The sequence below is a fragment of the Paracoccus binzhouensis genome, from assembly GCF_016446475.1.
Lineage (GTDB): Bacteria > Pseudomonadota > Alphaproteobacteria > Rhodobacterales > Rhodobacteraceae > Paracoccus > Paracoccus binzhouensis.
Map to the genome: position 1 here is coordinate 24,865 of NZ_JAEHFP010000001.1, position 22,976 is coordinate 47,840.

The 22,976-nt window shown below is 67.8% G+C and carries 18 protein-coding genes; 4 read left to right on the top strand and 14 right to left on the bottom strand.

All coding sequences use genetic code 11. From position 1 onward, the window contains the following. Nucleotides 1–104: 104 nt before the first annotated feature. The 10 genes from I9P22_RS00120 to I9P22_RS00165 form a co-directional block, all read right to left on the bottom strand. Entirely contained in the window at nt 105–1,235 is a 1,131-nt protein-coding gene (locus tag I9P22_RS00120; protein ID WP_199257414.1) for a carboxylate-amine ligase, read from the bottom strand. 73 nt (nt 1,236–1,308) lie between these two features. Continuing rightward, a complete protein-coding gene (locus I9P22_RS00125) occupies nt 1,309–2,310 on the bottom strand; it encodes a 4-hydroxyproline epimerase (RefSeq protein ID WP_199257415.1) in 1,002 nt (333 codons plus the stop codon). A 1-nt stretch (nt 2,311) separates the two neighbouring features. Continuing rightward, on the bottom strand, nt 2,312–3,142 hold the full coding sequence (locus I9P22_RS00130; protein ID WP_199257416.1) for an ABC transporter permease: 831 nt from the start codon (nt 3,140–3,142) through the stop codon (nt 2,312–2,314). Beyond that, nucleotides 3,139–3,966: an ABC transporter permease gene (locus tag I9P22_RS00135; RefSeq protein ID WP_199257417.1), complete on the bottom strand. Its 828-nt coding sequence runs from the start codon at nt 3,964–3,966 to the stop codon at nt 3,139–3,141. Before I9P22_RS00135 ends, I9P22_RS00130 begins: the two co-directional genes overlap by 4 nt. Before the next feature lie 9 nt (nt 3,967–3,975). Further along, nucleotides 3,976–5,040 (bottom strand): quaternary amine ABC transporter ATP-binding protein, encoded by a 1,065-nt coding sequence (locus tag I9P22_RS00140; RefSeq protein ID WP_199257418.1) that lies wholly within the window; start codon nt 5,038–5,040, stop codon nt 3,976–3,978. Between the two features lie 73 nt (nt 5,041–5,113). After that, nucleotides 5,114–5,965, bottom strand: a complete 852-nt coding sequence (locus I9P22_RS00145) for a glycine betaine ABC transporter substrate-binding protein (protein WP_199257419.1) — start codon at nt 5,963–5,965, stop codon at nt 5,114–5,116. Between the two features lie 256 nt (nt 5,966–6,221). Further along, on the bottom strand, nt 6,222–7,166 hold the full coding sequence (locus tag I9P22_RS00150; protein WP_199257420.1) for a LysR substrate-binding domain-containing protein: 945 nt from the start codon (nt 7,164–7,166) through the stop codon (nt 6,222–6,224). A gap of 29 nt (nt 7,167–7,195) precedes the next feature. After that, nucleotides 7,196–8,542, bottom strand: a complete 1,347-nt coding sequence (locus I9P22_RS00155) for an NAD(P)/FAD-dependent oxidoreductase (RefSeq protein ID WP_199257421.1) — start codon at nt 8,540–8,542, stop codon at nt 7,196–7,198. A gap of 1 nt (nt 8,543) precedes the next feature. Further along, nucleotides 8,544–10,049 carry an aldehyde dehydrogenase gene (locus tag I9P22_RS00160; RefSeq protein ID WP_199257422.1) on the bottom strand — a complete coding sequence of 502 codons (1,506 nt, stop codon included), beginning with the start codon at nt 10,047–10,049 and terminating at the stop codon, nt 8,544–8,546. A gap of 1 nt (nt 10,050) precedes the next feature. After that, nucleotides 10,051–10,968, bottom strand: coding sequence for a dihydrodipicolinate synthase family protein (locus I9P22_RS00165; protein WP_408635134.1), 918 nt, complete (start codon nt 10,966–10,968; stop codon nt 10,051–10,053). Between the two features lie 230 nt (nt 10,969–11,198). Here I9P22_RS00165 and I9P22_RS00170 point away from each other — a divergent pair, with 230 nt between their 5' ends. The 4 genes from I9P22_RS00170 to I9P22_RS00185 all read left to right on the top strand — a co-directional run bounded on the left by I9P22_RS00170 (nt 11,199) and on the right by I9P22_RS00185 (nt 17,617). Next, nucleotides 11,199–11,774: a TetR/AcrR family transcriptional regulator gene (locus I9P22_RS00170; protein ID WP_199257423.1), complete on the top strand. Its 576-nt coding sequence runs from the start codon at nt 11,199–11,201 to the stop codon at nt 11,772–11,774. Nucleotides 11,775–11,802: 28 nt separating this feature from the next. Beyond that, nucleotides 11,803–13,008, top strand: coding sequence for an efflux RND transporter periplasmic adaptor subunit (locus I9P22_RS00175; RefSeq protein ID WP_199257424.1), 1,206 nt, complete (start codon nt 11,803–11,805; stop codon nt 13,006–13,008). Nucleotides 13,009–13,012: 4 nt separating this feature from the next. Next, the gene (locus I9P22_RS00180; RefSeq protein WP_199257425.1) at nt 13,013–16,144 is read left to right on the top strand and encodes an efflux RND transporter permease subunit; all 3,132 of its coding nucleotides are present in this window, start codon (nt 13,013–13,015) and stop codon (nt 16,142–16,144) included. Nucleotides 16,145–16,240: 96 nt separating this feature from the next. Continuing rightward, on the top strand, nt 16,241–17,617 hold the full coding sequence (locus I9P22_RS00185; protein WP_199257426.1) for an efflux transporter outer membrane subunit: 1,377 nt from the start codon (nt 16,241–16,243) through the stop codon (nt 17,615–17,617). A 19-nt stretch (nt 17,618–17,636) separates the two neighbouring features. Here the strand turns inward: I9P22_RS00185 and I9P22_RS24765 are convergent, their stop codons facing one another. From I9P22_RS24765 to I9P22_RS00205, 4 genes are all read right to left on the bottom strand, one after another. Continuing rightward, entirely contained in the window at nt 17,637–18,392 is a 756-nt protein-coding gene (locus I9P22_RS24765) for a CatB-related O-acetyltransferase (RefSeq protein ID WP_269846608.1), read from the bottom strand. Nucleotides 18,393–18,503: 111 nt separating this feature from the next. Continuing rightward, the gene (glf, locus tag I9P22_RS00195; protein ID WP_199257427.1) at nt 18,504–19,655 is read right to left on the bottom strand and encodes a UDP-galactopyranose mutase; all 1,152 of its coding nucleotides are present in this window, start codon (nt 19,653–19,655) and stop codon (nt 18,504–18,506) included. A gap of 36 nt (nt 19,656–19,691) precedes the next feature. Continuing rightward, a complete protein-coding gene (locus tag I9P22_RS00200) occupies nt 19,692–21,542 on the bottom strand; it encodes a glycosyltransferase (RefSeq protein WP_199257428.1) in 1,851 nt (616 codons plus the stop codon). Between the two features lie 12 nt (nt 21,543–21,554). Then, the gene (locus I9P22_RS00205; protein ID WP_199257429.1) at nt 21,555–22,916 is read right to left on the bottom strand and encodes a hypothetical protein; all 1,362 of its coding nucleotides are present in this window, start codon (nt 22,914–22,916) and stop codon (nt 21,555–21,557) included. Nucleotides 22,917–22,976 lie beyond the last annotated feature (60 nt).

Here is a 22,976-nt window from a genome sequence, read left to right on the forward strand (position 1 = left end):
GGGAACCGAACCCCTCGGCGGCCGGGTTGTTCCCGGCTTCGTCCTGCGTGCCCCGCCCAGCCAGTCCGCCCCTGCCGGTCCGCGCGCGCTTGGCGGCCCGGCGCCTACAGGTCGCGGCGGAACTCGGCGATCAGCCACATCACCACCGCGCGGAAGGCTTCCTCGCGGCTGGCGCCGGCGGCCAGCGCGCTGGCGAAGATCGCCCGCTGCTGCTCGGCCGCGTTGCCGCGGGCGATGATCCGGCGCAGGCCGGCCACGGCGGGCTGGCAGTCCAGCGCATCGGCATCCTCGGCGATCGCCGCCAGCCAGTCCTCGGCGAGCGCCTCGAAGGGGATGATGCGGCCGGTGCCGAAGTCGATCAGCCCCTCGGTCAGCCCATAGCGGGCGGCGCGCCAGCGGTTCTCGGCCAGCAGGAAATTGTCGTATTGCCGCCAGCGCAGGTTCCTGCGCGACAGCCGCCACAGCATGCGCAGCGTCGCCTGCACCAGCGCCACCAGGGTGATGGTGTCGTCCAGCCGCGGGCAGGCGTCGCAGATCCGCGTCGCGAGCGTCGGGAACCGGGCCGAGGGACGCAGGTCCCACCAGATCTTGCTGGCATCCTCGATGATGCCGCTTTCGGTCAGGGCCGAGACCGAGCGCGCGAAGCCGCCCCAGCCGGCCAGGCGCGGCGGCAGGCCGGTGCGCGGATAGCCGGCGAAGACCGTGGTACGATACGAGGCCAGCATCGTGTCCTCGCCCAGCCAGAACGGGCTGGACGCGGACAGCGCCAGCAGTGGCGGCAGGAACCACGAGAACTGGTTCATCAGGTCGATGCGCATGTCCCGGTCGGGGATGCCGACATGGACATGCATGCCGCAGATCAGCATGCGCCGGGCGACGCCGCCCATTTCCCGCGAGATCCGGTTGTAGCGGTCCTTGTCGGTGCGTCCCTGCGCCCGCCAGTCCGCGACCGGATGGCAGGCGACCGAGATCGGGGCCAGCCCGAATGCGGCGGCATGGCGGGCGATACCGTCGCGCAGCCGCGCCAGATGTGCCCGCGCCTCGGCCAGGCCGGCGGCGACGGGGGTGCCGACCTCGATCTGGCAGCGCAGGAATTCCGGCCCGACCTGGCCGGCCAGATCGGCCTTGCAGGCCCGCATCAGCGCCTCGGGCGCCTCGCATAGCGCGCCGCTTTCGGCATCGACCAGCAGGTATTCCTCTTCGATGCCCAGGGTGAACGGGATCTGCTCTGCCATCGGCGGCCCCTTCCTGCCGGATCGCTGTCAGGCGGAACCCGGAACCGCGGCGCGATGTTCCCCGAGCGGCGGTTCAGGCGATCTGGAAACCGTGCCGCAGCGGGTCGTCGTCATCGACCAGGATGGTGTTGTGGCCGGTGATCCGGGCCCAGCCGCCGATGCTGGGCAGGATGCCGGCATGGGGGCCAACCGTCACCGCCTGCTCGGCCCGGCCCTCGAAGACGGTGCCGATCAGGCTCTTGTTGCGGAAGCTTTCGCCCACCGCCAGCCGGCCCTTGCCGTGAAGCTGCGCCATGCGCGCCGAGGTGCCGGTGCCGCCGGGCGAGCGGTCGATGGCCTTGTCGCCATAGAAGACCGCGTCGCGGCCGTCGCAATCCGGCCCATCCGGGCCGTCGCACCAGATGGCGTGATGGACGCCGCGGATTCGGTCGTCCTCGGGATGGACGACGGTTTCGCCGAACCCGGCCAGCGCATCGCGCAGCGCCCGGCTGTGGGTCACGATCTCGGCGGCGCTCATGCCGGTCAGACCGGGCCAGCTGTCCTGCGGCTCGATCACCGCGTAGAAATTGCCGCCATAGGCGATGTCCACCACCAGCGGGCCAAGGCCGGGGACATCGACGCGGATATCGGCGCTGTGCAGGAAGCTCGGGACGTTGAACAGCCGCACCGAGGCGACGCGCCCGCCCTCCATGGCGTATTCCGCGTCGACCCGGCCGGCCGGGGTCTCGATGGCGAGCCGGCCGGAGGTCTTCGGCGTGACCAGCCCCTCTTCGATGGCGACGGTGGAAAGGCCGATGGTGCCGGCGCCGCACATCGGCAGGCAGCCCGAGACCTCGATGAAGAGCGCGGCGAAGTCGCAATCCTCGCGATGGGCCGGATAGATGATCGCGCCCGACATGATGTCATGGCCGCGCGGCTCGAACATCAGCGCGGTGCGCACCCAGTCGTGCTCGCGCAGGAACAGATCGCGCCGCTCGAAGATCGGCAGATGCGGCAAGAGCGGCGCGCCGCCCGCCACGACCCGGACCGGGTTGCCGCAGGTATGCGCGTCGATGCAGAAGAAGCGGTGGCGCATGTCAGCGTTTCCGGCGTTCGCGCTGCAAGGCGCCGCGCGACAGCCGGTCCATCAGCAGCGCTACGGCGACGATGGCGAGGCCGGCGCGCAGGCCGAGGCCCATCTCCATCCGCGTCAGGCCGCGCGTCACCTCGGCGCCAAGACCGCCGGCGCCGACCAGGCCCGCCAGCACCACCATGGCCAGCGACAGCAGGATGCACTGGTTCAGCCCGACCAGCAGCGTGGGCTTCGCGGCCGGGAACTCGATCTTCCACAGGATGGTGCGGGGCTTTGCGCCGATGGCCTGGCCCAGCTCCTTCAGGTCCGCGGGCACGCCGCGGAAGGCCAGCGTGGTCAGGCGCAGCATCGGCGGGATGCCATAGACGATGGTGGCGATGATCGCCGGGACGCGGCCCAGGCTGAAGATCATCACCGCCGGGATCAGGTAGACCCAGGGCGGCACGGTCTGCATCACGTCGAGGATCGGGCGCAGTGCCGCCTCGACCCGCGGCCGCCGGGCGGCAAGGATGCCCAGCGGAAAGGCGATGGCGACCGCGATCAGCACCGCGACCAGCACCAGCGCGATGGTCTGCATCGAGGCCTGCCACAGCCCCATCAGCCAGCAGAAGCCCAGGCAGCAGCCGACCAGGATCGCCACCCGCAGCCCGGCCGCGAAGAAGGCCAGTGCCACCACCAGGGCGATCAGCCCGGCGGGCGGCAGGGTCAGGAAGGCGGCCTCGAGGGCGCCCAGCACCGCCTCGATCAGCTGCGTGACCAGGGCGAAGAACGGGTGGAAATTGGCGTTCAGCCAATCGACGACGGGGGCCAGCACGGCTCCGGGATTGAAGGTCATTTCACCCTCGCTGCGGCTTGCGTCACGCGGTCCAGCACCATGGTCAGCACGACGATGGCGATCGAGGCGTTGATCGAGGTGGCGATGTCCAGCGTGCGGATGGCGCCGTAGATGGTCTCGCCCAGGCCCCCCGAGCCGACGATGCCCGCGATCACCACCATGCCGAAGGCCATCATCAGGCTTTGGTTGATGCCGGCCATGATCGAGGGCACGGCAAAGGGCAGGCGGATCTTCCAGAACATCTGCATGGGCGTCACGCCGGTGGCGTGGCCCAGCTCGATGAACTCGTTGGGCGTCTGGCGAATGCCGAGCGCGGTCAGACGGATCGTCGGCGGCATGGCAACGATCACCGTGGCGACCAGCGCCGTGGCGGGGCCGTAGCCCAGCAGCGCGATGGCCGGCAGCAGGTAGATATAGGGCGGCATGGTCTGGATCAGGTCCAGCACCGGGGTCAGCGCCCGGTCGAGGCGCGGCATCAGCCCGGCCAGCACCCCAAGCGGCAGGCTGATCGCCAGGGCGATGACGGTGGCGGCGATGACCAGCGCCAGCGTGCTCATGGTTTCCGGCCAGCGCGCCATGGCGGCGCAGGCGATCAGCGCGACGGCGGTGGCGATGCCGGCGCCAAGGCCCAGCATCCGCCAGGCCAGCAGTCCGGCCAGCGCGGCGATGACGTGGAAGGGCGGCAGCATCAGAAGCCAGAGCACCCCGTCATAGAGCCCTTCCAGCAGCAGCCGGAAGAAGTCGAAGACGAAGGCCGCGTGGTCGGAAAGCCAGAACAGCGCGTTGTCAACGGCCGTATCGAAGGCGGTCACGAAGTTTTCCATGGCCACCCCTCAGGCCGCGGCGGCGACGGCATCGCCCCGCACGCCCTGCAGCAAGTTGCGGATGGTGACGATGCCGACCAGCTTGCCGGCGTCCTCGACGGCGATGGCATCGCTGCCGGTCTCGGTGATCTGGCCGATCAGCGTGTCGATATCGGCCTCGGGCGAGCAGCGCGGCAAACCCTCCGCGGTTCCCTGCCATTCAGCGGCCGGGATCATCACCGAATGCGCCTTGACCAGGTGCAGCCGCGAGATGCCGGCGACGAAATCCGCGACATACTGGTCGGCCGGGTTCATCACGATCTCTTCGGCGGTGCCGGTCTGGATGATGACGCCGTCCTTCATGATGGCGATGCGGTCGCCGATGCGGATCGCCTCGTCGAGGTCGTGGGTGATGAACACCGCCGACTTGCCCAGGTCCTTGGTCAGCTGCCGGAACTCGTCCTGCAATTGCCGGCGGATCAGCGGGTCGAGGGCGGAAAACGGTTCGTCCATCAGGATGATCTCGGGGTCCGAGGTCAGCGCCCGGGCCAGGCCCACCCGCTGCTGCATGCCGCCCGACAGCTCCGACGGGTAGCGCGCCTTCCAGTCCGACAGGCCGACCTTGGCCAGCGCGGCCTCGGCGGCACGGTTGCGCTCGTCCTTCGGCACGCCCTGCACCTCCAGCCCGAAGGCGGCGTTCTCCAGCACCGTGCGCTGCGGCAGCAGGGCGACGGACTGGAACACCATGCCGATATGGTGGGCGCGGGTCTCGCGCAGGGTGGCGGCGTCCATGGCGGCGATGTCACGGCCCTTGACCAGGACCTGGCCCAGGCTCGGCTCGATCAGCCGGTTCAGCAGTCGGATCAGCGTCGACTTGCCGCTGCCCGACAGGCCCATGATGCAGAAGATCTCGCCCCGTCGCACCTGCAGCGTGGCGTCCGAGACGCCGACCACACAGTTGTATTCCTGCAGGATGTCCTTCTTGGTCAGGCCGCGTTCGGTGATCGCGCGGATCGCCTCGGCATTGCGGTCGCCGAAGACCTTCCAGACCGACCGGCAGTCGATCAGGACGTCGCTGGTGTCTGCTTGCGTCATTTCCATTTCCCTGTCGCGGCTTTTGTCGTGCCATTGCCGGGCGGCCCGCATCGGGCCGCCCGTGCCGGAGGCATCAGTAGGACTTGATGTTTTCCCAGCACCCGATCAGGTCGGCATGGGCCTCGATCCAGTCGGCGATGGCCTGGTCCATGGTCTTGCCCTCGTTCACGGCGGTGTTGATTGCGGTGACCTCGGCAATCGGCACGTAGACGCTGGCGATGGCCTCGCGCGCTTCGGGGTTTTCTTCCGAGAAGCCCTTCTGGCCGATCCAGTAATAGCCCTGCGGCGGGGCGAAGACGCCCTTGGGATCGGCCAGGAACTTGGTGTCGAATTTCTGCACCATCCAGGACGGTTCCCAGATCGTCACCGCGATCCATTCCTGCCGGTCGGTCGCCGATTTCAGGGCGGCGGTCATGGCGGCGGAGCTGCCCTCGACCAGCTGGAGGTTCAGCCCATAGGCGGATACCGCATCGCTGGCCTCGCGCATCAGGCCCGATCCCGGCTCGATGCCGACGATCTTGCCGCCGAACTTCTCGGCATTGTCGTTCAGCTGCTCGATCGAATCCACGGGCACATATTTCGGCACGGCGATGCCCTGATAGAGCCCGTGCGACACCGGCGAGATCTTCTCCAGCCGGTTCTTGTTGCGCTGCCAGTAGTCTTGGGCGACGTAATCGGTCTGCGAGGCCAGGATCTGCACGTCGCCCTTGGCCAGCGCCGCATAGGCGATGCCCCATTCGGAAAACTCGGTCACCTCGACGGTGAACCCCTTGTCCTCCAGTACCTTCCTGGTGATGCCGGTGATCGGCGTCAGGTCCTCCCAGGACAGGGTGCCTATCCTGATTGCCTTGTCCTGCGCCAGCGCCGGCGAGGCGAGCCCCAGCGCCACGGCGCCGGCAAGGATGGCTTTGAACAGTCTGCGCATTCAGATTCCTCCGCTGATTGGTCGTCCTTGGTCCAGGCCATGGACATCACCCGGCCTTCGCCGTGACACGCGCCACGGCGGGATTGTTCCGGCGCGGCCCGGCAGGGGCCGCGTTATTCCAGAGGGTTACGGGTCGATTGCCTCAGGATTCCCCCGATCCTGAATGCGACGATTTATCCCCGGGCACAGGGGCGCGGGCAAACGAGAATTTGCTTCGGCTGGGCATTAGAAAATCTACGGCGCGCGGCCGCAGAGATCAGCCAGCCTGTTCCCGCAGCGTGGCCAGCACATGCTCGACAAAAGCCGCCACACCGGGTCTCTTGAGAGACTTCTTCTTGCAATTCAGGAAGTTGCCGCGCCCCGCGGTGATCGGCGCCGGATGGGCGAAGACCAGCCGGCCTTCGGCGATCGGGGCGCGCACCATGTGGTGCCAGCCCAGCATCACCCCTTCGTCCCGCAGCGCGGCGTTCATCAGCAGGCTGACCTTGTTCGTGGACAGGCTCGACGGCGCCTTGGCCCATTCGGCGCCCTGCGCGCGGAACCATTCCGCCCAGCCCAGCGGCTGCCAGCCGATGGCGTCCGCGCTCCAATGCCGGTCGTGCAGGTGCAGAAGGTTCACCCGGTTGAATGCGTCGGCGGTGTCGAAGGGGCCGTGCTCGGCCAGGAAACCGGGCGAGCAGACCGGCTGCGCGATCTCCTGGAACAGGAAATGCAGCTCCTCGCCGACCTCGCAGCGTTCGTTGCCGCAGAGGATGGCGATGTCCACCTCGGAATAGTTGCGCAGGGTGTCGTCGGCATCCGAGGCCAGCACCACGAAACCGATATCCGGATGCTGGGTGCGGAAGCTGTCGATCAGCGGCTGCAGCCAGAACAGCGCCATGCCGTCGGTGGCCGAGACGGTCACGGTCTGCGGCCCCTCGTCCCCCGCCAGCATCGACACCGCGGCGCTGATCGTGTCCAGCCCCGCCGTCACCGCCTGGAACAGCCCCGCCCCCTCGGGCGTCAGCTCCAGCGCATTGTGCTTGCGCACGAACAGCGGCACCTCCAGCGCGCGCTCCAGCAGGCGGATCTGCTGGCTGACCGCGCCCTGGGTCACGTTCAGTTCCTTCGCCGCCAGGGTGAAGCTCAGATGCTTGGCCGCGACCTCGAAGGTGGCGAAGGCCCCCAGCGAAGGCAGGTATCGGCGCTTGATCGGCGGCATGGCGGCGATGCTTCCCCTTGGACGGAGCGTCATTCTAGCCGGGACTGCCACTCTTTCCAGCGCATATACGCATTGGCGCCGATGGTGTCGAAAGGATGCGGCGGCAGGCGGCCCGGCTCGGCCTCGGCGGTGAAGAACTCGGTGATGATGCTCGACCGCCCGCACAGCATCTCGGCCGCGCCGATGCCGGTCAGGGTGCTGCGGGTGGTGCCCAGCCCGTTGTCCACGCAGGCGGCGAACAGCCCCGGCTCCAGCTCGCGCATGACCGAGACGCCGTTCTTGGACAGGCACAGATGCCCCGACCAGCAATATTCGAAGCGCAGCCCCTTGAGCATCGGGAAGCGCGCGTCGAATTTCCGCCGCATCTGCCGGACCAGGCGGGCGAGGTCGGCGGCGCTGGTGCGCATCTGCGGCCGGTAATAGCCGCCCTGCCGGATGACGATGCGGTTGCCGCCCTGTGCCGGGCCGATCCGGCGCACCGTGGTGCCCATCGGGTCCGAGGGGGTGGCGCCCCAGCATTCCTGGCCGCCAAGCGCGCGCAGGGCGTCGGGCGACAGCTCCTCGGTCATGCAGGCGTTCAGCATGATGTGCATCAGCCGGCCGCGCTTGAAGCCGAAGCTTTCCAGATGGCCGTTATTGGCCATGATGACCTTTTGCGCCCGCACCTCGCCCTGCGCCGTCGCCAGCCGCCAGCCCTGCGGCGCGGTCTCGATGGTCAGCACCGGCGCGTTCTCATGGATGCGCACGCCGCCGCGCTCCAGCCCGGCGGCAAGGCCCTGCACATAGCCCGCCGGCTGGATCATCGCCGTGCCGGGGGTGTAGAGGCCGCCGCGATAATAGCTGGTGCCGGTGATCTCGCGCATGGCGCGGGCGTCCAGCATCTCATGCGCCTCGCCCAGGTCGCGCAGGTGCCTGGCATAGCTTTCGTTCGCGGCCAGCCCGGCGGCCGAGGCGGCGGCGTTGATCTTGCCGCTGCGCTGGAACCAGCCCTCGGGGATGGCGTATTCCGCCACCGCCTGCGCCGCGAAATCGATGGCATGGCGGTTCAGCCGCGTCAGCTGCCGGTCGTGGCTGTCGCCCGAGCCGGCATAGTCCGATGAGGTCAGCTCATGCGGCAGGTCGATCATGAAGCCGGAATTGCGCCCGGTGCCGCCTTCGGAAATCCGCGCGGCGTCCAGGATCACGACATCCAGCCCCGGGTCGATCTGGTGCAGGCGCCGGGCGGCCGAGAGCCCGGCGAAGCCGCCGCCGACGATGGCGACATCGCAGCCTGTGCTGCCTTCCAGCCGGGCGCGGGGCGCGACCGGGGGCAGGATGGCGCTCCACCCGGCCGGGCCGTTGAAGACCGGGGTGCGGACGGCCTGGTGCCGGGCCATGTCAGTCGAGGCCCGCTTCGGCGGTGTCGGTCAGGTCCAGCCAGATGGTTTTCAGCTGGGTATATTGGTCATGGGCGTGGATCGAGTTGTCGCGCCCGCCGAAGCCCGATTGCTTGTAGCCGCCGAAGGGGGTGGTCACGTCGCCCTCGCCGAAGCTGTTGACCGTCACCGTGCCGGCGCGCAGGGCGCGGGCGCCGCGCAGCGCCCGCTTGCCGTTGGCCGAGAAGATCGAGGCCGCCAGCCCGTATTCGGTGTCGTTCGCCACCGTGATCGCCTCTTCGAAACTGTCCACCACGATCACCGTCAGGATCGGGCCGAAGATCTCCTCGACCGCCAGCTTCGAATCCCGCTCGGTCTCGACGATCGTGGGCTCGATGAAGCCGGGGCTGACGACATTGCCGCCGACCAGCACGTTTTCCGATTTCGCCGCATCCAGATAGCTGCTGACCTTGTCGAAATGCGCCTGGCTGACCAGCGGGCCGACGCGGTTGGCCGGATCCAGCGGATCGCCGACCAGCCAGCCGGCCGCCTCGGCCCGGACCTTTTCCAGCAGCCGGTCCCTGATGCCGCGCTGCACGATCAGACGCGATCCGGCCGAGCAGTTCTGCCCCATGTTCCAGAAGGCGCCGTTGACGACATGCGCCGCCACCGCGTCCAGATCCTCGGCATCGTCCAGCACGATGCAGGGGTTCTTGCCGCCCAGTTCCAGCACCACCTCCTTGAGGTTGCTGTCGGCGGAATAGTTCAGGAAGCGACGCCCGGTCGCGGTCGAGCCGGTAAAGCTGACCATGTCCACATCCGCGTGCCGGCCCAGCGGCTCGCCCACCTCGCGGCCCGAGCCGGTGACGATGTTCAGCACCCCGGCCGGCAGCCCGGCCTTGGCGGCCAGTTCCGCCACGCGCAGCGCGGTCAGCGTGGTCTCGCCCGCAGGCTTCAGCACCACCGAGCAGCCGGCGGCCAGCGCCGGGCCGATCTTCCAGGCCAGCATCAGCAGCGGGAAGTTCCAGGGCAGCACCAGGCCCACGACGCCCACCGGCTCGCGCACCACCATGGCGATGTGGTTGTCGGATGCGGGCGAGACCTGGTCGTAGATCTTGTCGATCAGCTCGGCATGCCACTTGATGACATGGATCGTCTCGGGCACATCCACGGTTTCGCAATCGAAGATGGTCTTGCCGGCGTCGAGGCTTTCCAGCACCGCCAGTTCGCGGGCATTCTCCTCCATCAGCGCGGCGAGGCGCAGCAGGGTTTCCTTGCGCTCGCCGGGATGCAGCTTGGACCAGCGGCCGTCCTCGAAGGCGGCGCGGGCGGCGGCGACGGCAACGTCCACGTCCTCGGGGCCGCAGGCGGCGATCTCGGCCACCGCCTCGCCCGTGGCCGGGTTGGTCGTGGTGAAGGTCTTGCCCGAAATTGCCGGGCGGAAGGTGCCGTCGATGAAGGCCAGCTTCGGGAAGATCAGGCCGGCAGCGATGGCCTTGTATTCCTCGGTGGTCAGCAGGTCGCTCATCTCACTTCCCCTCGACAATGGCGGCGACGGTGGTTTTCAGCGTGGCGATCACGGCTTCCAGTTCGGCCTTTTCCTCGGCATTCAAGCCTTGCAGCGGCGGGCGCATCGGACCGGCGCGCAGGCCCGAGACCTCGACCCCGTGCTTGACGCATTGGATGAACTTGCCGCCCTGTTCCAGCACCGCCATCAGCGGCATCATCGCCGCCATGATCTTGCGGCCCTTGGCGAAATCGCCGCGCACGGCGCAGGCTTCGTAAAGCGCGACATGCTCCTCGGGCAGGAAGTTCGAGCCGGCGCAGATCCAGCTGCGCGCGCCCCAGGCGAAGAATTCCAGCGCCTGGTCGTCCATGCCGCAGCTCAGCTGGATGTTCGGATAGTCGCAGGCCAGCAGGTGGATGCGGTTCACGTCGCCCGAGCTTTCCTTGATGCCGATGACGTTCTTCGACTGGCTGACGATGTCCAGGAACGCGCGCCCCATGCTGACGCCCATGCGGCCGGGATAGTTGTAGAGGATGACCGGCAGGTCGGCGGCGCGGTCGATCTCTAGCGCATTGGCGGCGTTCTCGGCCTCGGTCGGCACCGAATAGGGCGGCGTGCCCAGCAGGATCGCATCCGCCCCCATCTCGCGCGCGCCCGCCGCCAGCGCGATGGAATCGGGAGTGCGCATGGCGCCGGTGCCGACGATGACCGGCAGCCGGCCATCGGCGCGCTCGGTGATGAAGCGGGCCAGTTCCAGCCGCTCCTCGACGGTCTCGGCATAGTTCTCGCCGGTCGAGCCGCCCGAGATCAACCCGTGGACGCCCGCCGCCACCAGCCGCTCGACCAGATCGGCCAGGGCGTCGTGGTCGATCGCGCCATCGGCGTGAAACGGGGTGATCACCGGGGTGTAAATGCCTTCCAGAACCATGCGGGGTGTCATGTCGCGGCCTCCATTCCTCTGCAACCGCCCCGGCCGGGGCGTATCCCTGCCATGAGGTAAGTCCACAGGCCCGAAGCCCGCAAAGGAGAATGTTCATGGATCGGGCATTAGAAAAACTAGGGTCATGCCGGCGGTGGCAGGCCCGGTGCCATTGTAGACGGCCGCGGCAGGTTGACAGGCCCGGGTCCAGATTATAAACGAACGGTCGTGCTGAAATTATCCGGACCGCCATGGGACGCAAACGCTCGATCGACCGGGACGAACTGATGCAGGCCATCGAGCGGGTGGCCCGCCGCGCCGGCATTGCCGGGCTGAGCATCGACGCCGTGGCCAGGGAGGCGGGGATCAGCAAGTCCAGCGTGGTCTATGACTGCGACAGCAAGGCCGGGCTGCTTGCCGCCTTCACGCGCCACCGCATGTCCCAGCACCGCGCCGATTTCCAGGAAATGCTGGCCCGCCACCAAGGCCAACCCAACGCCCGGTTGCGCGCGGTGATCGAGAAGTTCCGCACCGCGCCGACCGAGGAAGAGATCGCCATGGCCATGCTGGTTTCTGCCAGCATGGGCGAGAACGCCGAATGCCGCGAGATCATGCGCGAATGCATGGCCGAGGACGTCGACCAGATAGCCGCCGAGGCGGGCAACAAGGCCAAGATGCTGCGCGCGCTGTTGACGCTGCATGGCATGGCCTTCCTGGAGTTCTTCGGCTTCTACCGTTTCGATGACGAGACCCGCAACGAGATCCTCGATGAACTGATGGTGGTCGCGGAAAGCGATCCCGGTGCCGACGGAGACCCGGACCCCTAAAGACCTCCCCCCAGGAAAGACCCCTCCCATGACGAACAGATCTTTTCCCGGCCTCGGCGCCGGGCTGGTGCTTTGCTGCCTGATGGTGGCCTCTCCTCTGGCGGCGCAGCAGCTGCCGCCGCCGCAGGTCAGCGTTCAGGAACTGACGCCCGAGGCGCTGCCGGTCGTCAACGAACTGCCCGGCCGGGTGGCCGCAACCCGCATCGCCGAGGTGCGGCCGCGGGTCGGCGGCATCGTCGTCGAGCGCGTCTTCGAGCAGGGCGGCAAGGTCGAGGCGGGCGACGTGCTGTATCGCATCGACCCCGCGCCCTATGACGTGCGCGTCGCCAGCGCCAGGGCGACCCTGGCGCGCGCCCAGGCCACGGCGCTGAATGCCGCTGACCAGGAAAGGCGCGCCCGCGCCCTGCGCGAGCGCAAGGTGACGGCCGGGGTCGATCTGGATAATGCCACCACGGCGCTGGCCCAGGCCGAGGCGGATGTCGCCATCGCCCGCGCCGCCTTGCAGGAGGCCGAGCTGAACCGCGGCTATACCGAGGTCACGGCGCCCATCGCCGGCGTGGTCGGCCGCGCCCTTGTGACCGAGGGCGCGCTGGTCAACGCCCAGACCGACATCATGGCGACCATCCAGCAGCTCGATCCGGTCTATGTGGACTTCACCCAGTCCTCCTCCCAGCTGTTCGCGCTGCGCCGGGCGCTGGCAGCGGGGCAGCTGGCGATGATGTCGGCCGATCAGGCCGAGGTGCGGCTGATCTTCGACGACGGCAGCGAATACGCCCATCCCGGCAAGCTGCTGTTCTCGGAAGCCAGCGTGGACAGCTCGACCGGGCAGATCACCCTGCGGGCCGAGTTTCCCAACCCCGATGGCGACCTGCTGCCCGGGCTTTACGTCCGGGTGCGGATCGAGCAGGCGATACGGGACAATGCGCTGACCATTCCGCAGATGGCGGTGCAGCGCGACCAGTCCGGCCAGGCCTATGTCTATGTGCTGAAGGACAAGGATACGGTCGAACGGCGCGACGTCACCCTGGGCCAGACCAGCGGCAACCGCTGGCTGGTCGAGGCCGGGCTGAAGGCCGGCGAGCGGGTGGTCGTGGCCGGGGCGCAGAAGCTTTATCCCGACGCCAAGGTGGTGGCGCAGCCGGTCGCGGCCAAGCCCGTGCCCGCCGGGGCCGCCGCCGCGGCCGAGGCGCCCGAAGCGCCGCTGCCCGCCGGCGACGCCAAGGCCGGGGAATAGCGGCATGGCACAGTTCTTCATCCGCCGGCCGGTGCTGGCATGGGTCATCTCGATCTTCATCGTCATCGCCGGCCTCTTGGCGCTGCCGAACATCCCGGTGGCGCAATATCCGCAGGTGGCCTGGCCGCAGATCACCATCTCGACCTCTTACACCGGCGCCGCGCCGGGCGAGATCAACCAGGCCGTCGCCCAGCCCATCGAGGACGAATTGAACGGCGTCGAGGGGCTGGCCTATTACGAATCCGTCTCGGATTCTTCGGGGGCCATGCAGATCACCGCGACCTTCGAGCCCGGCACCGACGTGGCCCGCGCCCAGGTGGACGTGCAGAACGCGGTCTCGCGGGTCGAGCCGCTCCTGCCGCAAAGCGTGGTCGACCAGGGCGTGCTGATCGAGGAGGCCGGTTCGGGTTTCCTGATGATGGTGGCGCTGACCTCGGAAGACGGGGCGATGGATGACATCGCGCTGGGCGATTACATCAACCGCAACGTCGCCGGCGAGCTGCGGCGGATCGAGGGCGTCGGCCGGGCGCAGGTCTTTGCGCCCGAACGCGCGCTGCGCATCTGGGTCGATCCGGCCAAGATGACCGGGCTGAACCTGTCCTCGGCCGAGATCGTCGCCGCGGTGCGGGCGCAGAACGCCCAGGTCGCGGCCGGCAAGGTCGGGGCGGACCCGAACCCCATCGGCCAGCAGCTGACCGCGACCGTGCTGATCAAGGGCCAACTGGCCGATCCCGAGGAGTTCGGCCGCATCGTGCTGCGCGCCAATCCCGACGGCTCGACGGTGCTCTTGCGCGACGTCGCCCGCATCGAGGTCGGGGCCGAGACCTACAGCTTCGCCTCGCGCCTGGACGGCAAGCCGGCGGCGGCGCTGGGGATCCAGCTGTCCAGCACCGGCAACGCGCTGAACACCTCGGAAGCGGTGCATGAGAAGATGGAGGAGCTGTCGCGCTTCTTCCCACCGGGTGTGACCTATGCCATCCCCTATGACACCACCCCCTTCGTCGAGGCCTCGATCGAGAAGGTGCTGCACACCCTGGTCGAGGCGGTGGCGCTGGTCTTCGTGGTGATGTTCCTGTTCCTGCAGAATTTCCGCTATACCCTCATCCCGACCATCGTGGTGCCCATCGCGCTGATGGGGACGGTGGCGGTCATGCTGGCGGCGGGATTCTCGATCAACGTCCTGACCATGTTCGCCATGGTGCTGGCCATCGGCATCCTGGTCGACGACGCCATCGTGGTGATCGAGAATGTCGAGCGCATCATGGCGACCGAGGGCCTGCCCCCGCGCGAGGCGACGCAGAAGGCCATGGGCCAGATCTCGGGCGCCATCGTCGGCATCACCCTGGTGCTGGCGGCGGTCTTCGTGCCGATGGCCTTCTTCCCCGGTTCCTCGGGGATCATCTACCGGCAATTCGCGCTGACCATGGTGGTGTCGATCCTGTTCTCGGCCTTCCTGGCGCTGACGCTGACCCCGGCGCTCTGCGCGACCTTCCTGAAGCCGATCCGCGGCCATCACGAAAGGAAGGGCTTCTTCGGCTGGTTCAATCGCAATTTCGACCGGCTGACCGGGCGCTACGCGCGCGCGGTGGGGCTGGTGGCGCGGCGGCGGCTGGTGATGATGGTGTTCTATGTCGGGCTGGTGGTCGCCACCGGCATGGGCTTCCTGCGCCTGCCGACCAGCTTCCTGCCCAACGAGGACCAGGGCTTCGTACTGACCGACGTGCAGACCCCGGCCACCGCCAGCTCGAACCGCACCGACGAGGTGCTGGCCCAGGCCACGCGGATGTATCAGGGCATGGAGCCGGTCGAGAACGTCGTCTCGATCCGCGGCTTCAGCTTCTCGGGCCAGGGGCCGAACGCGGGGCTGATGTTCGTCACCTTCAAGGACTGGGCCGAGCGCGAGCAATCGGCGCAGGACATCGCCGATGCCGCGAACATGCAGCTGTTCGGCTATCAGGACGCGCAGGCCTTCGCGCTGTCGCCGCCGCCGATCCCCGGCTTCGGCACCACCGGCGGCTTCAGCTTCCGCCTGCAGGACCGCGGCGGGCAGGGTCAGGAGGCGCTGCTGGCCGCAGCCCAGCAGATCATTGCCAAGGCGCAAGAGGGCGGCATCGTCACCGGGCTGCGCATCGAGGGCCTGCCCTCGGCGGCGCAGGTCTTCGTCACCATCGACCGCGAAAAGGCCAATGCCTTCGGCGTGACCTTCGCCGACATCTCGGCCACCATCTCGCAATACCTGGGCTCGGCCTATATCAACGACTTCCCGAATGCCGGGAAGATGCAACGCGTGGTCATGCAGGCCGAGGATGACAACCGCATGCAGGCCGAGGACATTCTGGCGCTGACCGTGCGCAACGCGAACGGCGGCATGGTGCCCTTCTCCTCCTTCGCCAGCGTCAGCTGGGAACAGGGGCCGTCGCAGGTCGTGGGCTATAACGGCTATCCCTCGATCCGCATCGCCGGCCAGGCCGCGCCGGGCCACAGCTCGGGCGCCGCCATGGCCGAGATGGAGCGGCTGGCCGCCGAACTGCCGCAGGGCTTCGGCTATGAATGGACCGGGCAGTCGCTCGAGGAGATCCAGGCCGGCAGCCAGGAGATGCTGCTTTACGCCATGAGCATCGTCTTCGTCTTCCTGCTGCTCTCGGGGCTTTACGAAAGCTGGTCGATCCCCTTGTCGGTGATGCTGGTGGTGCCGCTGGGCGTGCTGGGCTGTGTCGCCGCGGTGATGCTGCGGGGCATGCCGAACGACATCTATTTCAAGGTGGGCCTGATCGCGATCATCGGGCTGTCGGCCAAGAACGCCATCCTGATCGTCGAATTCGCCAAGGACCTGCGCGAGCAGGGGCAAAGCCTGATCGAGGCGGCGGTGACGGCGGCGCGGCTGCGCTTCCGGCCGATCCTGATGACCTCGCTGGCCTTCACCCTGGGCGTGCTGCCCCTGGCCATCGCCACCGGACCCTCGGCCGCCAGCCAGAACGCCATCGGCACCGGGGTGATCGGCGGCATGGTCGCGGCCACGGTGCTGGCGATCTTCTTCGTGCCGGTGTTCTTCGTCTTCGTGCTGGGCCTGTTCAGCCGCATCGGCGGCAAGCCGCGGCGGCAGGGCGAGACGGCCGAGACCCATCCGGCGGGCTGAGCTCCGGCCTCGCCGCGCTGCGGGCGGTCCAGCCGGCCGCCCGCAGCCATTTCCCATCGGCGGCGCCTCTCGGGCCGCGACAGACAGAGAGAACCGATGACCCAGAGTTTTTCCCTTTCCCGCCGTGGTATCCTGGCCGGGCTGGCCTCGACGCTCGCGCTGGCCGCCTGCGCGCAGGTGAGCTACACCGCGCCCAAGGCCGAACTGGCCAACGCCTTCGCCGGCAATTCCCCCGCGCGCCGCGCCGGGGCCAACGCCTGGTGGGCGGCCTTTCGCGACAAGCAGCTGGACGCGCTGATCGCGGCGGGGCTGAAGCGCAACCTCGACGTGCTGACCGCCGTCGCCACCATCCGCGAGGCCCAGGCCAATGCCCGGCTGGTCGGCGCGGGCGACCTGCCGCAGGTCGATGCCTCGGGCGCCGCCGGCCGCAGCCGCAGCGAGACGGGCAGCGTCGGCGAGACCAGCTCGGCCACGCTGGGTGTGTCCTGGCTGATCGATCTCTTCGGCCAGAACCGCGCCGCGCGGGCCGGGGCCTCGGCGCAGCTCGACGCCGCCTATCTCTCGGCCGAAGTCGCGCGCCTGACGGTGGCCAGCGCCATCGCCCAGGCCTATGTCGATGCGCGCTATTACCAGGAGGCGCTGGCGCTGACCCGGCAGAGCCTCGACAGCCGCAAGCGCTCGCTGTCGATGACCCGCACCCAGGACGAATTCGGCAGCGCCACCCGGCTGGAGGTCCTGCAGGCCGAGCAGCTGGTGACCCAGGCCGAGGCGGCGCTGCCGGGGCTGGAGGTCGGCTTCGACCAGTCGGTGAACCGGCTCGCCACGCTGACCGCCGGGCGCAGCGCCGAGATCGCCGCGCAGCTGCGCAAGAGCGGCGGCCAGCCGCGCGCCCGCTACAGCGCCAGCGTCGGCGTGCCGGCCGAGGTGATCCGCGTGCGCCCCGACGTGCGCGTGGCCGAGCGCAACCTGGCCGCCGCCGTCGCCGGCGTGGGCGAGGCGCAGGCGGCCTTCTATCCCAAGCTCACGCTCTCGGGCTCGATCACGCCGGCGAATATCGGCGGCGGCAGCACCAAGACCTGGAGCTTCGGCCCGCAGATCACCCTGCCGCTGTTCAACGCCGCGAACCAGGCCAACCTGTCGGCGGCGCAGGCGCGGGCCGAGCAGGCGCGGCTGGCTTGGCAGGCCTCGGTCCTGAACGCGGTCGAGGAGGTCGAGAATGCGCTGGCCGGCTACAACCGCGACGCCCGCGCCGTCTCGGCGCAATCGCGGCTGGTCGAGAACGCCCGCGAGACGGTGAACCTGACCCGCAGCTCCTACGAGCTGGGCGAGTCGGATTTCTTCCCGGTCCTGGACGCCGAGCGCAGCCTGCTGTCAGCCCGCCAGGAACTGGCCGCGGCGCTGCGCGATCAGGCGGTGAACTTCATCAAGCTGAGCGCGGCCTCGGCGGGCGGCGTGGGCGTGCCGGCGGTCTGAGAACGCCGCGCGGCGCCGGTCAGCGCAGGGCCAGGATATCGGCAGCCCGGATCATTCTGGGCTGCCGCGGCGTGAACTCGTGCTTACGGCGCTGGAATGCGTCGCAGAAGGCGGCGGGATCGTCGAAACTGAACCCGGCAAGATCCCTGAGCGAATAGGTCCACCATTGCGTGTCGAGCAACCGACGGATCAGCGGCTGGGGAAAGCGGTACTTGATGACCTTGGCCGGGACGCCGCCGACCACGGCATAGGGCGGCACGGATTTCGTGACCACCGCCCGCGCCGCGATCACGGCGCCGGTGCCGATGGTGATGCCTTGCGCCAGCATCACGTCGCCGCCGATCCAGACATCATGGTTGACCTGCGTCAACCCCTGTTGCGGGCGGTAGGGCGAGAAGATCCTGACATCGGTCGCGCCCTGGTCCTTGGCTTTCCGCCGATAGGCCTGGCCATAGCTGACCGGATGGGTCGAGACGCGCTCGATCGGGTGCATGTCGCCCATGATCTTGACCCCCGATGCGATCGAGCAGAAGGCGCCGGTCACAAAGCCGCGCGCCGGGGAATGGGCATAGCTCATGTACCCCAGCGAACCCAGAACCATCACATTGTCGTTTCGCACGAAATGCTGTGTGCTGACCGAGACGCGAAGCCTGTCGTGAAAGACGATGCGCTTGATCCGCTTCAGATCGTTGTCGATCGCCGGCTCTTTGGGCAGGATATCCGCTTGGTTGAGAAACGTGAAGATCCTGCCGTTCATGGGGAGGTTATGGATCATGGCCTGCACCAATCTGTAAAAACAATACTCAACTGACCTGGCGGCGGCGCGCTGTCCCGGCAATAGCCCGGCGAGTGGCGGCAGCGCGCATTCCGCCGGGTCAGCGGACCACTACAACGGATCGACCGCGAAGGCCGGCATCCGGCCGCCTGCATCCAGCGTGGCCAGGTAGCGCCGGCCGCAATCCAGCGCCTCGCGGATGGTCACGTCCATGTCGAGATAGCGATAGGTGCCCAGCCGGCCCACGAAGGTCACGTTCGGCTCGGCCTCGGCCAGGGCGACGTAATCGGCCAGCATCGCCTTTTCCGCCACCAGCCGGATCGGGTAATAGGGAATGTCCTCGGGCCCGCATGCGCGCGAGAATTCGCGATAAAGCACCGAGCCCTCATGGCTTTCCCAGGGCGCGAAATGCTTGTGCTCGGTGATCCGGGTATAGGGCACGTCCACGTCGCCGTAATTCATCACCGCGCAGCCCTGGTAATCGCCCTGATAGTCGAAGCGCTCGAAATCCAGGGTGCGATAGCCCAGGCGGCCCAGCTCGTAGCCGAACCAACCGTCGATCGGGCCGGAATAGAAGACATGGTCGTAATCGGCGGCCTCGTCGCGGCTGACGGTGGTGTCCAGTTTCACCGTGATGCCGGGATGGTCGAGGATGCGCTCGATCATCGCGGTATAGCCGTTCTCCGGCATGCCCTGGAACTTGTGGAAGAAATAATTGTCGTCATAGTTGAAGCGCACCGGCAGGCGCTTGAGGATCGAGGCCGGCAGCTCGGTCGGCGAGCAGCCCCATTGCTTCAGCGTGTAGCCCTTGAAGAAGGCCTCGTAGAGTTCCGGGCCGACGAAGCGCAGCGCCTGTTCCTCGAAGGTCTGCGGATCGCTGATCGAGGTGTCGGCCTTGGCCTCCAGGAACGCGCGCGCCTCGTCCGGGCGCAGGGTCTGGCCGAAGAACTGGTTGATGGTGTGCAGGTTCACCGGCAGCGAATAGACCGCGCCCTGCGAGGTGGTCTTGACCCGGTTCTTGTAGGGCAGGAAGGTCTCGAAACGGTTGACGTAATCCCAGACCTCGGCATCGTCGGTGTGGAAGATATGCGGCCCGTAGACATGGACCATGACCCCGGTCGCCTCGTCGCGGGTCGTGTGGCAGTTGCCGGCGATATGGGGCCGGGCATCGGCCACGGTGACACGATGGCCGGCCTCGGCCAGCATGCGGCCGATCACCGCGCCGGACAGGCCGGCTCCCACCATCAGGCAATGCTTCGTCATGAAATTCTCCGGGGCAGTTGACTATCGGATCGGCGGTTATTGCGCCGCCATGGGGGCCGGGGCCGGGGCCGGCTCGGGCGCGATTTCCAGCCGCCTGGTCCAGAATTCCGTGCTGGCCAGCTCGGCATAGCCCTTGCGCCATTCGGTCTTCAGCCGCGGATATTCGCGCATCAGCCGGATGCCGTTCCTGAGCATCCGCCAGCCTTCGCGCAGCGCCGCGCGCTTGGAATGGCGCACGGTGAAGCTTTGCTTGCCGTCGGCGCTGACATAGGTGATCTCGGCCGCGCCCCAGGTTTCGCGGATGCGGCCGCGCTGGCCGGATTGCAGCACCAGCCGGTTGCCGTAAAGCCGGAAGAAGGGCAGCAGATGGCCGTTCAGCGTGAACTTCATCAGCAGCCGCGGCAGCCGCCTGTGCGGATTGAAGCGGATGCGCGGCCGCGGCAGCGAACCCGTCAGCGGCTTCCAGGCCTCGTCCTTGCGGAAGGCGGCGATGGCGGCGCGGCGCTCGGCCATGTCGGCGTTCTCGGCGAAGAAGGCGGGGCCGCGCAGCACGTCCTCGACCGCCAGGTTCAGCGCCGAGAGGGATTCGTAATGGCACTGGAACAGGCTGCGCATGAAGAACCAGCCGGGCATGGTCAGCGTCTTGAACAGGCCGATATCCATCTGCGGCAGGGCGAGGTGATGGACGATGTGGCTGCGCAGATCGAGATAGAGCGTCTGCGCCGATTCCTTGTCCGAGAAATCCGCATCCTGGAAGCAGACCACGCCCGGCAGCGTCACGATGTCGAAATCGTTCGCGATCGAGAAGCTGATGTCGTCGCCGCGCACGAAGAACGGGAAGGGGCGGTATGTCGTCTCGGCGATGGGGAAGGCGAAATACCACCAGCCGCCATAGAAATTGTGCGGCTTGTCCTTGGTCGATTCCATCTCCATATGCGCGACCTGGTCGAAATTGCGCAGGTCGACGCCCAGCCATTGCGGCTGGCAATGACGCTCGAACACCGCGCCGTTTTCCCACAGCGCCCAGCGGTGGTTGGCCATGGTCATGCCGCCGGCCACCGCGGTTTTCGGATCGGTGGCATAGGCGAGGAAGGTCCAGGTCCGCTCGACCGCGCCCATATGCACCGAGGCGTCGTCATCCATGAACAGGCAATGCGTGGCGCCGCGGGCCTCGGCCTCCAGCAACCCGCGGGCGAAGCCGCCCGAGCCGCCCAGGTTCTCGTTGCCGATCAGCGTGACATGTTTCGAGGGCCGGATCGCGGCGCTGCGGCCGTTATCCACCACGATCAGGTGCAGATGCGGCGCCAGCGGGGTTTCGGCCATGAAGGCTTCGAACCGAGCGGCGCTGGCCTCGACCGCGGCCTCGCGCTTGAAGGTGGTGATCGACAGGGCCAGCTGAGGCTGGCGGCGCGGAGCCTGCCGGGTTTCCCAGGCGGCGCCGGTCAGCTTGCCCTCGCCGAGCGCGCGCAGGGTGAAATAGACCAGCCCCACCGGCTCGGCCTCCAGCAGCGGCGTCAGGTCCAGCCGGAAAGGCTCGCCGGCCTGCAGCTCGATCACCTCGTTGACCGGGCGTTCCCAGGACCGCTGCGGCAGAGTCTGGAACACCACCAGCTCGAAGCGCCCCTCGCCCTCGAGTCGCAATCCCAAATCCTCGAGCGCGCAATGCCGCCGCCATTTGCCGAGGTTGAACAGGTTGGCGGCGGTGTTGAATTCGGCGGTGCCGCCGGCCGAAAAGACGATGCTGTGTGTGCTGTCCGAATAGGCCGCAGGCCCGAACAGCCGCAGATAGAGCAGGTGCTCGGTCGAGATCCCGCGCTCGGGCCAGAGCAGGGATTGCAGGGTGTGGTGGGTGCGCTGCGTCAAAGGCTGTGAAACAATGGATGTCATGGAGAACAGGCCTCAGGGTTTGAAGCTGGCGCGCAGCATGGCAATGAAATCGCGCGGCGCCTCTGGCAGCGCCGCGGTCAGGTCCGGGGTCAGCTGATCCAGTGCCGCGCGCATGGCTTCGGGCTCGGGGATCGGGCGAATGGCCAGCATGTCGTCGAGATCCGGGAAGAACGGCTTGCCGCCGGTAGTCTCGGACAACCAGGCATGGATCGGCAGGAACCGATCATACATCTTGCGGCGGCCGGATTCGCCGAACATTTCGACCTGCCTGTTCGGAACCAGATCGACCTTCTGGTCGAGATCCAGCAGGAACCGCACCAGTTGGTGGGCTTCCGGCCCGGGCAGGGCAGCGTTGCCGCGCCTGGCGATCTCGGTAACCGCCAGCGGCAGGCTCTTGTTGGCCATGACGGCAGGCAAGAGGCCGTCGGGGAATTGCAGGCCGGAATGGGCGATGTAATCGGCCTCGGAACCGCCTGCGGCCAGCACGTCGCGATAGTTGCGCAGAACCTTGTTGTCGCCGGGCACCCGTTTCATCCAGACCTCGGCCGCCAGGCGGAAGTCGAAATGGATGGTCGACAGGTATTGCTTCCAGGCACCGTCCCGCAGCTGCTCGCAGGGCTCGCTGACCTTGATGCGCTGTCCGTGCCAGGAGACGATGTATTCGTCCGGGCGGCGCAAGGCGCAATAAAGGCTGAAGCCTGCCTGCGGGAACTGGTTGCAGAGTCGGTCGACCAGTTCAGGGTTAAAGAGGCCGAAATTCGAGAAGGCCTCCGAGCAGAGCACGACGCCCTTGGGATTCATCGCGGCGATCTGGGAGCGGATGGCATGCAGCATCTGCCCCGAATGCGGCAGCATGCGGAATTGCTGAGGAACCTGGAAGCGGGTCGTGTCGGCCATCATTCGATAGGCCAGCGCGCTGTGCGGTTCACGGACGTTCGGGCCCAGCACCTCTGCCTTGTCGCCGCGCATCATGCGCGTCATGGCCTGTGCGGCGCCGCGCATCTCGGTAAAGGGATAGAGAATTCCGGCCCGGGCCAGCCGCGCGAAATTCTGCGACAGAAAGACTTGAAGCGAGGTGGAGCCGACCTTGTGATGACCGATGTAAAGGCTGATATGAAGCGGTTGGGTCACTGGGTTTGGATCTCGATCAGCAGCATTCCGGTTCGTGCGTGGTCCTGCCGGGCCGCGGCAGGCTGGGCGCGGGTCTAGCCCATTATGGCTGCCTGGGAAAGCATGAATGCTGGGTTGGGGGCGAGGGGCCGAACCGGATGGTTCACCTGCATCGGCAGGGTTTCGCCGATGACCCCGCGTCAGCGGGGACAAATCGGCACGGCTCCGAAATCCGCGCATCCCTGCCCGGTAGGGCGACCGCATCAAGCCCATGGCAGCCGTTTGCGCTTTGTGGCAATGCGGAGCGATAGGGACCGCAGCAGA

Bases quoted from the DNA above. Each gene is read 5' to 3' on its own strand.
- I9P22_RS00120 (WP_199257414.1), bottom strand. From the start codon at position 1,235: ATGGCAGAGCAGATCCCGTTCACCCTGGGCATCGAAGAGGAATACCTG.
- I9P22_RS00125 (WP_199257415.1), bottom strand. From the start codon at position 2,310: ATGCGCCACCGCTTCTTCTGCATCGACGCGCATACCTGCGGCAACCCG.
- I9P22_RS00130 (WP_199257416.1), bottom strand. From the start codon at position 3,142: ATGACCTTCAATCCCGGAGCCGTGCTGGCCCCCGTCGTCGATTGGCTG.
- I9P22_RS00135 (WP_199257417.1), bottom strand. From the start codon at position 3,966: ATGGAAAACTTCGTGACCGCCTTCGATACGGCCGTTGACAACGCGCTG.
- I9P22_RS00140 (WP_199257418.1), bottom strand. From the start codon at position 5,040: ATGACGCAAGCAGACACCAGCGACGTCCTGATCGACTGCCGGTCGGTC.
- I9P22_RS00145 (WP_199257419.1), bottom strand. From the start codon at position 5,965: ATGCGCAGACTGTTCAAAGCCATCCTTGCCGGCGCCGTGGCGCTGGGG.
- I9P22_RS00150 (WP_199257420.1), bottom strand. From the start codon at position 7,166: ATGCCGCCGATCAAGCGCCGATACCTGCCTTCGCTGGGGGCCTTCGCC.
- I9P22_RS00155 (WP_199257421.1), bottom strand. From the start codon at position 8,542: ATGGCCCGGCACCAGGCCGTCCGCACCCCGGTCTTCAACGGCCCGGCC.
- I9P22_RS00160 (WP_199257422.1), bottom strand. From the start codon at position 10,049: ATGAGCGACCTGCTGACCACCGAGGAATACAAGGCCATCGCTGCCGGC.
- I9P22_RS00165 (WP_408635134.1), bottom strand. From the start codon at position 10,968: ATGACACCCCGCATGGTTCTGGAAGGCATTTACACCCCGGTGATCACC.
- I9P22_RS00170 (WP_199257423.1), top strand. From the start codon at position 11,199: ATGGGACGCAAACGCTCGATCGACCGGGACGAACTGATGCAGGCCATC.
- I9P22_RS00175 (WP_199257424.1), top strand. From the start codon at position 11,803: ATGACGAACAGATCTTTTCCCGGCCTCGGCGCCGGGCTGGTGCTTTGC.
- I9P22_RS00180 (WP_199257425.1), top strand. From the start codon at position 13,013: ATGGCACAGTTCTTCATCCGCCGGCCGGTGCTGGCATGGGTCATCTCG.
- I9P22_RS00185 (WP_199257426.1), top strand. From the start codon at position 16,241: ATGACCCAGAGTTTTTCCCTTTCCCGCCGTGGTATCCTGGCCGGGCTG.
- I9P22_RS24765 (WP_269846608.1), bottom strand. From the start codon at position 18,392: ATGATCCATAACCTCCCCATGAACGGCAGGATCTTCACGTTTCTCAAC.
- glf (WP_199257427.1), bottom strand. From the start codon at position 19,655: ATGACGAAGCATTGCCTGATGGTGGGAGCCGGCCTGTCCGGCGCGGTG.
- I9P22_RS00200 (WP_199257428.1), bottom strand. From the start codon at position 21,542: ATGACATCCATTGTTTCACAGCCTTTGACGCAGCGCACCCACCACACC.
- I9P22_RS00205 (WP_199257429.1), bottom strand. From the start codon at position 22,916: ATGCGGTCGCCCTACCGGGCAGGGATGCGCGGATTTCGGAGCCGTGCC.